Origin of the sequence: Defluviitalea phaphyphila (genome assembly GCF_001466305.1) — a bacterium.
Classification (GTDB): Bacteria; Bacillota; Clostridia; order Lachnospirales; family Defluviitaleaceae; genus Defluviitalea_A; species Defluviitalea_A phaphyphila.
The window spans coordinates 119,652-134,957 of sequence record NZ_JWID01000001.1 but is presented as its reverse complement, the minus strand read 5'-3'; the positions used below and the strand labels follow the sequence as shown (position 1 = coordinate 134,957).

Here is a 15,306-nt window from a genome sequence, read left to right as displayed (position 1 = left end):
GTTATGGTAGCTTTAATATCATTTATTGTAATGATTGGTTTAATGTTTATTAATGTGCCTATAGCCATATGTACAGGACTTGCTGCAATGGTTGGAATGGCTGTTACCAATGGGGCTGTTCCTATGATTGTAAGCGTTCAAAGAATGTATGTAGGGATGGATTCTTTTACATTAATTGCAGTTCCTCTATTTATTTTAGCAGGAAGATTTATGGCTCTTGGAGGAATAACTACAGACTTAATAAATTTATCTAGAGTAATGGTAGGATTTTTAAGAGGTGGACTAGCTTATATTAATATTGTTTCAAGTATGTTTTTTGCAGGAATAACAGGATCAGCAACATCTGATACTGCTTCCGTAGGAGGAATTTTAATTCCTACTATGATTGATAATGGTTATGATAGAGATTTTTCTGTTGCCGTTACGGCAACATCTTCTACAATAGGAGTATTAATACCACCAAGTATTCCAATGGTAGTATACGGGGTTGCTTCTGGAGCATCTATTGCAAAATTATTCCTAGGAGGAATGATTCCAGGGATATTAGTTGGTTTAGCTTTAATGCTTGTTACATATATAATTACTAGACAACGAAATTATCCAGTAGATACTAAAATTCCTGTAAGAGATGCTATAAAAATAGTAATTAAAAGTATTCCAGCAGTAATGACAATCATTATTATCTTAGGTGGAATTATAAGTGGATTTTTCACTCCAACAGAAGCAGCAGGGATTGCAGCATTATATTCATTTCTTCTTGGAACATTATATTATAGAGAGCTTAAATTATCTGATATAGGAGGAATTTTTGTAGAAGTAGCTGTAACAACAGGAATGGTTGCAGTTATGATCGCTACAGCTAGTTCCCTAGGTTGGCTTTTTGCTAGCCAAGGAGTTCCTAAAATGTTAGCAAACTTAATTTTAGGAATAACTGATAATACATTCTTAATTCTTTTAATGATTAATCTTTTATTGTTATTTGTTGGAACATGGTTAGATTTAAGTCCAGCTGTTATAATTTTTACACCTATATTATTACCAGTTGTTACATCACTAGGGATTGACATAATTCATTTTGGAGTAATAATGATTATGAATTTAGCAATAGGGTTATTTACCCCACCTGTAGGAGTTTGTTTATTTGTATCTTGTGGAATAGCAGAAATAAGTATAGCAGAATCTATTAAAGCGTTTATTCCTTTTTTCTTAGCCATGGTAGCCGTATTATTATTAGTAACGTATTTCCCACAAATAGTTATGCTTTTACCTAATTTAATGACTTAATATAGAATAGGGGTTGTAATTATGCTTAAGTGTATACCTGCTAGTCTTTCACCAGAGCTAGTTAAGATTTTAATGGAAATGGGACATGGAGATGAAATTGTATTAGGAGATAGAAATTTTCCAAGTGCTTCACATGCAAAAAGGCTTATAAGATACGATGGAATGAGAATAAAGCCTTTATTAGAAGATATATTAAAATTATTTCCCTTAGATTATATAAAAGAACCGGTTACATTAATGAAAATTCCTCCAAATAGTGATTATAAAGGTGATATTTCTAATGAATATAAAACTATTGCTCAAAATGCAACGGAGGATTTTACAATTGATATTAATTATTTAGATAGACAAGAATTTTATGACAGAGCTTCAAAAGCCTATGCTATTGTAGCTACAGGTGAAACAGAAAGATTTGCAAATATTATTATTAGAAAAGGTGTTATAAAATAAAAAATTAAAATTTTATTTTAAATGGAAACGGGGATTTTAAAGCTGCCTGCAGATTAAATTTGCTGGCAGCTTTATTTAAAATGTATAAGAGAAATATATGAAAATGTTTAGAGAGTAAAGATTTATAAAATAAATATTGAATGGAGGAAATGGCATGAGAAGTCAAGAAATAAGAAAAATTGCTCCAGAAATGGACCCATTAAAAATAGGTATGGGTTGGAGTGTTGAAGATTTATCTAAACCTCAAATATTGGTGGAAAGTACTTTTGGAGACAGTCATCCGGGAAGTGTTCATTTATTAAATTTTGTAAATGAAGTCGTAGAAGGAGTAAATACTTCAAAAGGAAAAGCTGCACGTTATTTTGCCACTGATATTTGTGATGGTATTGCACAAGGGCATGATGGAATTAATTATTCTTTAGTATCTAGGGATACTATTGCTAATTTAATAGAAATACATGCAGGTGCGACTCCTTTTGATGCAGGAGTTTTTATCGCTAGTTGTGATAAAGCTGTTCCAGCTCATTTGATGGCTATAGGTAGAGTAAATATACCATCTATTATGTTAACTGGAGGAGTTATGAATGCAGGTCCTGATTTACTGACTTTAGAACAAATTGGGGTCTATAGTGCAATGTATCAGAGAGGGAAAATTACTGAAGAAGAGTTTAACTATTATAAACATAATGCTTGTCCCTCTTGTGGAGCTTGCTCTTTTATGGGAACAGCGTGTACTATGCAAGTTATGGCAGAAGCACTAGGATTAATGCTTCCTGGAACTGCGGTAATGCCAGCAACTAGTAAAGAGCTTTTAGCTATGGCTAAAGAAGTTGGAAAACAGGCTGTTAATCTTGCGAAAGAGGGAATGAAACCAAGAGAAATGGTGACAAAGAAATCCTTTGAAAATGCTATTATGGTTCATGCAGCTATTTCTGGTTCATCTAACGCATTACTTCATATACCTGCTATTGCTCATGAATTTGGAATAGAAATTGATGCAGATACTTTTGATAGAATGCATCGTAATGCTCATTATCTTTTAAATGTTCGTCCAGCAGGTAAATGGCCAGCTCAGTTCTTCTATTATGCTGGAGGAGTACCAATGATTATGGAACAAATAAAAAGAAATCTTCATTTAGATGTAATGACAGTAACTAATAAGACTTTAGGAGAAAATTTAGAAGATTTAAAGAAAAATGGTTTTTATGATAAATGTGATGAATATCTTAAAAAAATCGGTATAAAACAAACAGATATTATATATTCTTTTGATAATCCTATTAGTAAAAAAGGAGCAATATCAATTTTAAAAGGAAATCTTGCTCCAGAAGGTGCAGTTATTAAACATAGTGCAGTACCTAAAGCTATGTTTAAATCAATACTAAAAGCAAAACCTTTTGACTGTGAAGAGGAAGCAATAGCAGCAATTATAAAAAAAGAAATCCAACCAGGAGATGCTGTAATTATTAGATATGAAGGACCAAAAGGCAGTGGTATGCCTGAGATGTTCTATACTACAGAAGCCATATCTGCTGATGAAGAATTAGGTAGTTCAATTGCTTTAATTACAGATGGACGTTTTTCAGGAGCATCTCAAGGTCCTGCTATTGGACATGTATCTCCAGAGGCTGCTGAGGGAGGACCTATTGCTTTAGTAGAAACAGATGATTTAATAGAAATAGACATTGAAAAACGAATTTTGAGAATTGTAGGAATTAATGGGGAACATAAAACTCCGGATGAAATAGATAAAATATTAGAAGAAAGAAGAAAACTTTGGAAGCCAAAAGAGAAAAAATATACTTCAGGTGTACTTAAAATATATTCTGAACACGCCGTTTCTCCTATGAAAGGCGGATATATGGAATAAAAATCGAGTATGTAAGTATATTTGATATATGTTGATAGCATTCCTAACAAATACAACTAAGGTATTAATAAGACGGATAAAATATAAAAAAAGAGGACCTTTATTGAATATAAAGTATCCTCTTTTTTATGTATTATAAATTGTATAAAAATAATTTAATAGAAATTATTTTGATTAATGACGAGAATTAAATATAAAATTATAAATAATACTTTGAAATGCAATTGTCAAAATAGTATAATAAAATAAAAGATAAATAAAGGATTATAGTAATATTATTTAACAAAAGATAAAGAAAATTATTATATAAATTTTGAAAGGAGATATTTAATGAAAGAATATTTGTTAATTAAAGATATTGAAAAATTGCGTAATGAAAAATTAACGATTAGAAAATCTCACTTAATAAGATTATTAGAACAATGTAAATGGTATGAAAGTCAAAAACTTGCAAAAGAACATCCACCAACAAGTATTACATATATGGGTATGGCAGCAGCTAACTTAAGTTTAGCTTATTTATTGACTGAACAAGAACAATATTTAGAAGAAGCCAAAAGATGGATATTTACAGCTTGTAGATATGAAAGATGGGGTTATGGTTTTTTAGTTGATGTAGATTTAAGTGCATCATGGCTACTTTTTGGTTTTGGATTAGCTTATAATTGGATAGGAGATAAATTAAAACCAGAAGAAAAGCAAGAATTCCTTGACAAATTAATTCTTCAAGGTAATAAAATGTATAATTATGGAGAAGAAAATAGAGGAAATTGTTGGTCAACAGATTACTGGCAAAATCATAACTGGATAAATTATACAGGATTATTAACTACAGCTTACGCTATAGTTCCAGAATATAAAGAAGCTCAAAAGTGGATAGACACGATTAAAGATAATTTTGATAAAGTATTTAATTGGATGCCTCAAGATGGTAGTGATTATGAAGGAACTGGATATTGGAGATATGCTATTAATTTCTTATTAGCTGCAGCAGATTTAATTAGGCAAAAAGAAGGAATTGATTATTTTAATACTCCTTTCTTAAAAAATACATTTTATTTTAGATTATATCAATCTGCTCCTAATTGGGAGGAAAATGTAAATTTTGCGGATGTTCATGATACGAGAAGTTCAAATTCCATATCTGCTTATTATAAAATAGCAAGTGAATATAATAATGGATATGCTCAATGGTTTGGAAACTTAGTTAAAAATAAGTTTTTATTTAGAGAAGCATATCAAAGTAAAATATTCCCAGGTATTATGCCAGAAGCATTTTTAGAATATATATGGTATGATGAAACAGTTCCTGAAAAACACCCAAAAGATTTACCATTAACTAAATATTTCCCTGACTTAGGACTTGTAGTTATCCGTTCATCATGGGATGAAGATGCAATTCATTTTTCTATTAAAGCAAGTCCTCCAGGAGGAAAAGCTCAATGGGAAAAATCTTGGGAATTAGATCTAGCAAATGGATGGAGAACTCGCAGTTTAACTCATTATCATGTAGATTTTAATAGTTTTATTTTAATGGGATATGGTAGTAGATTAGCTATAGATGAAGGATTTCATAGGACATCAAGAGCTAAAGTGCACAATATGATAACAGTAGATGATACAGGATGTGTAGGAGAAAAAATATGGGACGAAGGAACCCTAGAAGACCCAGAATTATTTGATTTAAACTGTAAGGGTATCTATAATGTATGGAGAGATGTAAAAAAAGATCAAATTGCTTGTGTAGAAGATTATATTAGTGAAGACGGATATACTTTTTGTACATTAGAGTCTAGTAAATTATATTATCCTGAGATGCAATTAAATAGAAATGCAAGAAGAGTAATATATAGTGAAATGGGATACTTTATTTTACTAGATGAACTAAAAAGTGATATGGAACATAAATATACTTGGAGATTACATGGAGAACAATTTGCAAAAAAACAAAAAAGTGATAATTCATTTGTAATTAAAAATGGTACAGGAGCATTAAGCATATATCCTGTATTTCCGGAAAACGCAAAATATAATGTAGAACGAACAGTAATAAATGAAATAATGACACCTCAAAGGCCAGATGACATAAGAGAAATTATATTAAAAACTCTTTGCATTGAAAATGATAAAAGAGAAAAAAATATGTATTTTCTAAATGTTTTATATCCACATTCTAGTTTTGAATATGAACCTTTAGAAGTAAAACATATTAAGGGAAATGACTTTATAGGAGTTGAAATTAAAAAAGGTCAATTTATAGAAAAGTTTATATACTCAGAAAATGGCTCAATTAATTATAAAGGAATAAAAACAGATGCTAATTGGGTGTCAGTAATAAAAGAAGGAGAAAAAATAGTAAAATATGCTTTATACCAAGGAACTAATTTAGAAATAGATGGTAAAGAGGTATTTAAAAACCCTAATAAAACTAACAAATTTGAAATTATAAATAAATAATTATAAAAATCCTCCTTAAATTTGAGGAGGATTTTTATTTCATAGTTAACCCTATTTTTACAGCTTTAAGTATTCGTCTTGTGGCACTAGCAAGAAGAACATCGGAATTTTTAATAGCCTCATCAAGGGTCATTATAGAATTTATGGTGGGGATAATAGTATTAATTCCACAGTTATAAATATCTTCAGCACCCTTACCCATACTTCCAACAATTGCGATAACAGGGATATTTAATTTTTTGCAAACTAATCCAATACCACAGGGAACTTTTCCAAAGGCTGATTGCCAATCCATTTGCCCTTCTCCGGTAATAACTAAATCAACATCTTTTAATCTTTCTTCAAAATTAATAGTTTCTAACATAGTATTTATGCCAGATTGTAAAGTAGCATTTAGAAAAACTTTTAATGCTATACCAAGTCCTCCGGCCGCTCCTGCACCAGGGATTTCTTCATCAGGGAGATGCATATATTTTTTTAAGACTTTTTCATAATTAAGCATTCCTAATTCTAAATAGTCTTCAATATTTTTAGTAGCTCCTTTTTGCTTACTATACACTCTAGTAGCACCATTTTCGCCAGTTAAAGGATTTTTAACATCACACATTACAGTGAAATTAGTATCTTTAATTTTAGGGTGTAGATTAGAAATATCTATACTATGAATATCCTTTAGACAATCTCCTATTCCTTTTACTTCTTTTTTATCTTTATCAAGAAATTTTCCACCAAGAGCTTGTATTGCTCCAATACCACCATCATTAGTAGAACTTCCACCAATGGATATAATTATATTTTTATAACCATTATCAAGAGCGTATTTTATTAGTTCTCCCACTCCATAAGTGGTAGTATATCTAGGGTCTCTTTTAGCTATATCCACTAAATTTAATCCAGCAGCTTTAGCCATTTCAATTATAGCTAAATTTTTATTATCAACTATACCAATTTCTGTTTCTATTTTCTGAAATAGAGGGCCTGTGACTTCAAGTTTTTTCTTTTTTCCATCTAAAACAGATATAAGGGCATCTATAGTTCCTTCTCCACCATCTGCAACAGGGATTTTTACAATTTCACAGTTTTCAAATATTTTTTTTGCTTCATCAGAAACAATATCAGCGATATGTTTAGAACTCATACTTCCTTTAAAAGAATCTGATGCAATTAAAATTTTCATTTTATCACAACCTAACTTCTAGAATATATTTTTATGTAGATAATTTTATCAAATGTATAAGTTTATTTATATGTCTAGTGGGACAAAATTATAAATAAAAATTGTGTTTACTATACAAAATATAATTCTTAATTATAAAAATATATCAATAAAAGCAAATTATAGTATATTGTTATTATTTTTTTATTAATATATACTTACATTATTAATGTTTATAAGAGGGTGGATTATGAATACATTCACATATTTTAACGAAATAGCAAATCGTTTTATAGATAATCTTTCAGGGTATACGGATTATAATGTTAATATAATGAATGAAAAGGGAATAATTATTGCCAGTAAGAATAAAAAAAGAATAGGCTCATATCATGAAATATCCTATAAAATGATAGAAGAAAAGAAAGAAATCCTTTATGTAGAACCCAATGAAGAACACCTAGGAACAAAAAACGGTATTAATATGCTATTAAAATTTAATAATGAAATCATTGGAGTAATAGGGATAACAGGGATTCCAGAGGAAGTAAAAAATATAGCCTTAATATTAAAAATGTCCCTGGAAACCATGTTAGAATACGAATTAAGCAAACAAGTATTTTATAAACATAAAGCTTCAAAGGAATTTTTTATTAACTGTTTAATAAGAAGTGATGTGGGAAATGATGAAATATATGAATTAGCTAAAAGATTAAATTATAAAGATAATATATATAGAATTCCCATTATAATTAGATTTGAAGAAAAATTAGAAATAGAAATTTTAGAAGAGGGTTTAAGACAAATAAAAGAAAGCGGACTTCATTTAAGTCAAGATATATCCTGCGTATTAAATAATAGGGATATAGTTATATTTAAATCTTTTGAAATTGATAAAGATAGATTTTTTAAAGACTATAAGTATTTAATTAAAGAGTATTTATCTTCTTATTTGAGATGGGCTCTTAAAAATAATATAAATAGTAAATTTTATGTGGGGTCTATTCAAAATAAGTTTGAAAAGTATTCTCACTCCTATTATCATGCAAAATGGTTAAGTAATAATATAAAAACAACAAAAAAGGGGATATTTTTTTATGAATATCTTTCAGATTTTTTTATTTCTAGGATAGCCTTTACAGATGTTTTATCTATATTTGAACCTTTAAGACAATTCATAGATGAGAAAATAGAAAAAAATATAATAGATATTATTCCAGTATTAAATGAAAATGATTATAATTTTAAAAACTCCAGTGAACAGCTTTTTATTCATAGGAATACCTTAAACTTTAGACTTAATAAAATTAAGGATTATTTTTCATCTAATCCAGTTAAAAATAATAGGGAAAGAGAATTTTTAAACTATTTATGCTATTACTTATTGCATATATAAAAATAATAATTGTATTTATTACCATACTAATTAAGTAGTTAATAAATATCTGAATAAAAATATAAAATATCTTTATACTAATATTAAAAACTAGATTGAAATGGGATGAGATTTATGAACGAAGATACTATTAAACTTTTAAGGGAATGTAATGCAGGATGTAAATCTGCTACTAATAGTATGGAACAAGTAATTTCTCATATTAAAGATAAAGGGCTTAAATCACTTATCAATAAATATAATGATAAACATATTAAAATAGGAGATAAATGTCATGAGATGTTAAATGAATGTGGAGAAGAAGAAAAAGACCCTAAGTCTATGGTGAATACTTTTTCTTGGCTTACTACAGAAATGAAATTAATGTTAAAGAATGATGATGATAAAATTGCAGAATTAATGATTGATGGATGTAATATGGGAATTAAATCTGTAAGTAGATATCTTAATCAATATAAAAATGCCTCTAAAGAAAGTATAGAGTTAGCTCATAGACTTGTAAAAATAGAGCAGGAATTTATGAATGATTTACTTATTTATTTATAGATTTTGATATTATATATAAAACTCTTCTTTACAAAATATTAGTTTTATTTGTAAAGAAGGGTTTTTATATTTTAAATATAATATTTAAAAATAATAAATTTTGTTCAATATTATTATAAATAAAATGATATAATAAAATTAATTAAAAAATATAAAGTATTATATAATTAAAATTATAAACAAAATATTTGAATGAAAGGAGAAAAATATGTTTCAAGGAACAGATAAAATAAATATTAATAGTAAGGAAGAATTTTACAAAGAACTAAATACATATTTAAAGGGAATAATTGCTGATGAAAAAGATTGGCTTGCCAATATATCTAATGCCTCTGCCCTATTATATCAATTAATGGAGGATATTAATTGGGCAGGATTTTATTTATATAAGGATGAAGAATTAGTGTTAGGGCCTTTTCAAGGGAAAGTAGCTTGTGTAAGAATTCCTTTAGGAAAAGGAGTATGTGGTACTGCTGCGAAGACAAGAAAAATACAAGTAATAGAAGATGTACATGAATTTAAAGGACATATTGCTTGTGACCCTATTTCAAAATCAGAAATAGTAATTCCTATTATAAAAGATGGTAAGTTGATAGGGGTGTTAGATATTGATAGTCCTATTAAAGCTAGATTTGATGAAAATGATGCCAAGGGCTTAAAAGATTTTGTAGATATTTTAAATAGACATATTGATTGGCCAGAAAAATTTTAAAGAGAAGAAATATTGTGTAAATACTAATAGATAAAATGTAAATTTATATAAATGGATAAAAGGAGCAATAGAAGTAAATGATTGAAGATTTATTTATAAATGCATCAATAATAATTGCATTTATAGCCATATTAAATCAAGTTTTTTTAAAAGAAAATAGAATTAATAAAAATTCTTCTTTGATACTTCAAATTATATTTGCGATTCTAAATAGTATATTAGGAATTATATTAATGTTATATAGTGTGAATGTTATACAAGATGTTATTATAGATTTTAGAGGTGTAGCTATTACTTTGTCCGCATTATTTGGTGGCTTTATATCAGCTATTATTACAAGTATCATAATAGGGATATTTCGTATAATATACTTTGGTGCAACAAATCCTTCTATTGTAGCCTTTATAGATATGATAATAGTAGGAATATTATTTCCTATAATTATAAATAAAACTAAGACTTTGAGAAATAAATGGCTTAATACAGCTTTGTTATATAATATTATTGTTACTATTTCTTGGGCTATATTAATTCCTGAGTATCATTATTTAATTGAGATGAATATTATATTTTGGATTATGAACTTTATAGTTAGCTTTATATTATATAGATATATTGAATATATTATAGCTTCTAATGAATTATTAGCTAAGTACAGACTTGAATCAACAAAGGATTTTTTAACAGGCTTAAACAATGTAAGAAAATTTGATGAAGTTTTCAATTCTATTTGTAATAGGGTTATAAAAAATAAAGAGCAATTATCTTTATTATTTATTGATATAGATTTTTTTAAAAAAGTAAATGATACATATGGACATGCTGTAGGAGATATGGTTCTAAAAGAATTAGGAAAGATATTAGTAAAAAATTGTAGGGATTTTGATATAGTATCAAGAAATGGAGGGGAAGAATTTTCAGTTATGTTAATTAACTGTTCGTCTAAAAAGGCAGTAGATATTGCGGAAAGAATTAGAATAGCTGTTAAAAATCATTCTTTTATAACATCTATAGGAAAATCTATAAATATAACAGTTTCTATTGGTGTAGCTAATTATCCAGAAACCATTAAAGATATAAATGAAATAAAAGAAAAAGCAGATAGTGCTTTATATAGAGCAAAAAGAACAGGAAGAGATAAAGTGGTATTATATGATAATGAATGTATAAATTGTGTTGAGTAGGGATTTGATAATTCATTGACATGTATTATAGAATATATTATAATTTATTAGTAAATTTAATAAATGGTGATGGAGTTCACCTGAATCGCATAATGCTAATGACTCCTACAAAAAATATTAATATTTTTTGTAGGAGTTTTTTATGTTTTATGATTAGAAAGGAGAAATATTATGGCTACAAGTTTAGCAGTAATTTTATTATTAGGATTACCAGCAAAAAGAATATTTGAAAAGTTAAGATTACCAGGATTATTAGGAATGTTAATATTGGGGATTTGTATAGGACCTTATGGGTTTAATTTACTGCAAAAAGATATGATGAATATATCAGAGGATTTAAGGGGAATTGCTTTAATAATTATTTTAATTAGAGCAGGCCTTGGGATTAATAAAGATGATTTAAAAAGAGTTGGAAGTGCTACCCTTAAAATGAGTTTTATCCCTGGCTTAATAGAAGGTACTTTTATTATGTTTGCTTCTATGAAATTTTTAAATTTTTCATTTGTACAAGGAGGGATACTAGCTTTTATTATAGCTGCAGTTTCTCCCGCTGTGGTAGTTCCTTCTATGCTTAGATTGATGGAAAATAATATTGGGATGAAAAAAAGAATACCAACATTAATATTAGCAGGAGCATCTATTGATGATGTTTTTGCTATTACAATATTTAGTGCTTTTTTAGGAATTTATAGTGGTTCTAAAATAAATATTGGGGTTCGACTATTAAATATACCTTTATCCATTATATTAGGAATTATATTTGGAGGAGTTATTGGACTTATACTGATAAAAATTTTTAAAATATATCATTTAAGAGATACAAAAAAGGTATTATTAATACTTGGATTAGCAATACTACTTAATGAAATAGAACATATACTAAAATCTAAATTAGAGATAGCATCTTTATTAGGAGTAATGACTATTGGATTTGTGATAATTGAGAAACTTCCTGAAGTAGGAAAACGTTTATCTAATAAATTTAATAAAATATGGATATTAGCTGAAATCTTATTATTTGTGTTAGTCGGAGCACAAGTAAATATTACTGTAGCTTTAGAAGCTGGGAAAATAGGATTTATAATAATATTAGTAGGATTAATAGGGAGAAGTATAGGAGTTTTAATAGCTTTATTAGGCAGTGAATATAACTTAAAAGAAAGATTATTTTGTATTATTGCTTATATTCCAAAAGCAACAGTTCAAGCTGCTATTGGAGGACTCCCTTTAAGTTTGGGAGTAGAAGGAGGAGATGTGATTTTAGCTATTGCAGTATTATCTATATTGATAACTGCACCATTAGGAGCGATTGGAATTCATTATTTATCAGAAAAGTTATTAGAAAATAGTATAAATTAATTTAAAATAATTGAAATTGAAAATATAATTAAATTTTATAAAAATTATATAAAATATATTTAAAAGTGTTTAGTAATTTAACTATTATGCCTAAGAGATTAACATAAAATTATTTATATATTGCAAAATTTTAAAGTATTTTAAGAAGAATAGAAACTTTGGTTTTTTGACATAATTAAATTAGAATGTTATAATTTTGGCATAGGATAGAGACATCTTTGGAATGAGTTTAGAGTTGTCAGTTGTAATAATAAGAAATAATATATAAAGGAGAGAAGTATGGAGTTAGAAAATTTAAGTAAAAAGCTACAGTCAAGAAATTTTAAAAAGTTTGGATTCGACATGAATTTATTTGTGTCTTTAGTATCTGCTTTTTTAGTTTTAGGATTTATAATTTTTACTATTGTAATGCCAGATAAATCTGCGACAATTTTTAGTAATATCAATGATGTTCTTAATAAACAGTTTAACTGGTTATATGTATTAACTATTAATGGAGCATTTATATTCTTAATAGTTATAGGACTTTCTAAGTTTGGCAGAATACGTTTAGGAGGGTTTCAAGCTAAACCAGAATATAGTAATTTCTCATGGTATGCCATGTTATTTAGTGCAGGAATAGGTATTGGCATATTTTTTTATGGAGTGGCAGAACCTATTTATCATCTTAATATACCACAAGAACTTAGTACAGGGTCTACATTTGATAATTTTAAAGTTATGTATATGCATTGGGGAGCTCATGCATGGGCAATTTATGGATTAGTGGCCTTAGGATTAGGATATTTTTCTTTTAATAAAAAATTACCATTTTCTCTTAGAAGTCTTTTTTATCCATTGATAAAAGATAAGATTTTTGGTATATGGGGAGATATAATAGATGTTTTTGCAGTATTGGCAGTATTATTTGGACTAGCTACTTCTTTAGGACTTGGAGCTCAACAAATTAACTCAGGTTTAAATTATGTATTTGGTATCCCAATGGATTATAAAGTCCAAATAACTTTAATTATAATCATAACATGCATTGCTACTCTATCAGTTGTTAGTGGAATATCAAAGAGTATTAAATTTTTAAGTCAAGCTAATATGTTTATTAGTGGAGGGTTATTATTTGCCATTTTATTAATAGGACCTACAGTATATACTTTGTCCACCTATTTTTCATCTTTTGGATTATACATGAAAGAATTTTTTAATATAGGACTATTTACAGCAGTTAAACCTGATGATGTTGCTTGGCAAGGTAATTGGACAGTGTTTTATTGGGCATGGTGGATAACCTGGACTCCATTTGTAGGAACTTTTATTGCTCGTATTTCTAAAGGAAGAACTATTAGGGAAGTTGCCATTGGAACTGTAATTATTCCTACTGTAATAATTACATTTGCTATGACAATACTAGGAGCTTCAGGAGTTTATACTAATAAGTTATACAATGGAGTAATAGAAAAAGCCATTAATAGTGATATAGCAACTTCAATGTTTGAAATGTTTAAATACTTAAATAATTCATATATTATACAGATGGTATTATCTTTTGTAGGAATTATAGCGGTAGTTTTATTCTTTGTAACCAGTAGTGATTCTGGTTCTTTAGTAGTTGATAATTTAACCAGTGGAGGAAAAGAAGATTCTCCAAAAACTCAAAGAGTTTTTTGGGCTGCTATGGAAGGACTTATAGCTTTATCAGTTTTATTCCTTGGAGGAAAAGTAGCCTTAAAAACCCTTCAATCAGCGGTAATTATTACGGCACTACCTTTTTCAATACTTCTTATTATTATGATGTTTTCATTAATTAAAGAATTACAGATAAGTTATAAAAAACATGAATTTAATACAGTTATTAGATTAAAGAAAAGACTTAAAAAATTGATGGTAATACAGAGTATAAATAATGTTAAATAAAATAAGTTGATATAAAAAATCCAGTAGAAATTAAATGTACTAATATTTCTACTGGATTTTTATTTACTTTAGTTTATAAATTTTATCTGATTTTTATATAAAATTACTTAGATAATCTAAATTTACATTTGAATAATGGTTGAAAAACTATTTAACCCAGTTAGCAACTTCTTCTATAGGTCTTCTTGTTTTTGGGAACATAGGTGCTTCGGGATTTCTATATCCAAAGGCTACCATAACTCCTACCCCAAATTCTTCTGTGTTGATTATATTCTCTTCTTTCAGAATATTTTCGATTTTTTCTCTGTCAAAGCCTTCTATTGGGCAGGAGTCAATACCAATAAAAGCAGCAGCAGTCATCATATTTCCTAAGGGGATATATACCTGTTTACAAGCCCAGTCAAATAATTTTCTATCATCGGTTAAATCAAAATCATTTTCTTGAAAGTTTTTATAAAACTTTAATTTCATATCAAGAATATCTTGTGGCAATTTTTCAATTTCTTCTGCAATGTATTTAATGTATTTAGAATCGGGTTTTAAGGAGTTTGCTTTTCTTACCATAAGAAGAACGAAGTGACTAGCTGTGTCTAATTGCTTTTTTGCACCCCATGCAAATTCTTTTAATTTTTCCCTTATATTCATATTTTGAACAATTACAAATTTCCATGGTTCCCAACCAAAGGAACTTGGGGAGAGCCTTCCTGTTTCTAAAATAAATTCAAAATCTTCATCAGATATTTTCTTTTTAGGGTCAAATTCCTTACATGCAAATCTAAAATTATAAGCTTTTAATAATTCAATTTTTTTATCCATGGTATTTCTCTCCTTTTGTATTTTAAAATAAAGAGTTTTAAATTTAGTTTTATAAAAAATGTTATTTAATATTCTATATTTTTATCTTTACATATCTTTTACATTTTAGATGAATTATCAGTAAAAATATTCCAAATTAACTTTTGGAATATATTCTAAAGTTAAATA

General features: G+C 27.8%; 12 protein-coding genes and 1 riboswitch. Of the genes, 10 read left to right on the top strand and 2 right to left on the bottom strand.

Going from position 1 to position 15,306, the window contains the following annotated elements; genetic code table 11:
* Positions 1-3 precede the first annotated feature (3 nt).
* The 4 genes from OM90_RS00565 (at position 4) to OM90_RS00550 (ending at position 6,061) form a co-directional block, all read left to right on the top strand.
* Positions 4-1,284, top strand: a complete 1,281-nt coding sequence (locus OM90_RS00565) for a TRAP transporter large permease (RefSeq protein ID WP_058484934.1) — start codon at positions 4-6, stop codon at positions 1,282-1,284.
* 21 nt (positions 1,285-1,305) lie between these two features.
* On the top strand, positions 1,306-1,734 hold the full coding sequence (locus tag OM90_RS00560) for an RbsD/FucU family protein (protein ID WP_058484933.1): 429 nt from the start codon (positions 1,306-1,308) through the stop codon (positions 1,732-1,734).
* Between the two features lie 154 nt (positions 1,735-1,888).
* Positions 1,889-3,604, top strand: coding sequence for a dihydroxy-acid dehydratase (ilvD, locus tag OM90_RS00555; protein ID WP_058484932.1), 1,716 nt, complete (start codon positions 1,889-1,891; stop codon positions 3,602-3,604).
* Positions 3,605-3,934: 330 nt separating this feature from the next.
* Positions 3,935-6,061, top strand: coding sequence for a DUF4962 domain-containing protein (locus OM90_RS00550; protein WP_058484931.1), 2,127 nt, complete (start codon positions 3,935-3,937; stop codon positions 6,059-6,061).
* A 34-nt stretch (positions 6,062-6,095) separates the two neighbouring features.
* Here OM90_RS00550 and OM90_RS00545 read toward each other — a convergent pair whose 3' ends face one another.
* On the bottom strand, positions 6,096-7,238 hold the full coding sequence (locus tag OM90_RS00545; RefSeq protein WP_058484930.1) for a glycerate kinase family protein: 1,143 nt from the start codon (positions 7,236-7,238) through the stop codon (positions 6,096-6,098).
* A gap of 229 nt (positions 7,239-7,467) precedes the next feature.
* Between OM90_RS00545 and OM90_RS00540 the strand changes: the two genes are divergently transcribed.
* The 6 genes from OM90_RS00540 to OM90_RS00515 all read left to right on the top strand — a co-directional run bounded on the left by OM90_RS00540 (position 7,468) and on the right by OM90_RS00515 (position 14,322).
* On the top strand, positions 7,468-8,613 hold the full coding sequence (locus tag OM90_RS00540; RefSeq protein ID WP_058484929.1) for a CdaR family transcriptional regulator: 1,146 nt from the start codon (positions 7,468-7,470) through the stop codon (positions 8,611-8,613).
* 114 nt (positions 8,614-8,727) lie between these two features.
* A complete protein-coding gene (locus OM90_RS00535; RefSeq protein WP_058484928.1) occupies positions 8,728-9,159 on the top strand; it encodes a DUF2383 domain-containing protein in 432 nt (143 codons plus the stop codon).
* Between the two features lie 208 nt (positions 9,160-9,367).
* The gene (locus OM90_RS00530) at positions 9,368-9,871 is read left to right on the top strand and encodes a GAF domain-containing protein (RefSeq protein WP_058484927.1); all 504 of its coding nucleotides are present in this window, start codon (positions 9,368-9,370) and stop codon (positions 9,869-9,871) included.
* A 77-nt stretch (positions 9,872-9,948) separates the two neighbouring features.
* A complete protein-coding gene (locus OM90_RS00525) occupies positions 9,949-11,055 on the top strand; it encodes a diguanylate cyclase (RefSeq protein ID WP_058484926.1) in 1,107 nt (368 codons plus the stop codon).
* A 56-nt stretch (positions 11,056-11,111) separates the two neighbouring features.
* A riboswitch (Fluoride riboswitch) is annotated at positions 11,112-11,170 on the top strand.
* A 56-nt stretch (positions 11,171-11,226) separates the two neighbouring features.
* Positions 11,227-12,414, top strand: a complete 1,188-nt coding sequence (locus tag OM90_RS00520; RefSeq protein WP_058484925.1) for a cation:proton antiporter — start codon at positions 11,227-11,229, stop codon at positions 12,412-12,414.
* 279 nt (positions 12,415-12,693) lie between these two features.
* A complete protein-coding gene (locus OM90_RS00515) occupies positions 12,694-14,322 on the top strand; it encodes a BCCT family transporter (RefSeq protein WP_058484924.1) in 1,629 nt (542 codons plus the stop codon).
* Between the two features lie 147 nt (positions 14,323-14,469).
* On the opposite strand, the gene OM90_RS00510 is transcribed toward OM90_RS00515, so the two are convergent.
* On the bottom strand, positions 14,470-15,138 hold the full coding sequence (locus tag OM90_RS00510) for an NAD(P)H-dependent oxidoreductase (protein ID WP_058484923.1): 669 nt from the start codon (positions 15,136-15,138) through the stop codon (positions 14,470-14,472).
* Positions 15,139-15,306: the final 168 nt, after the last annotated feature.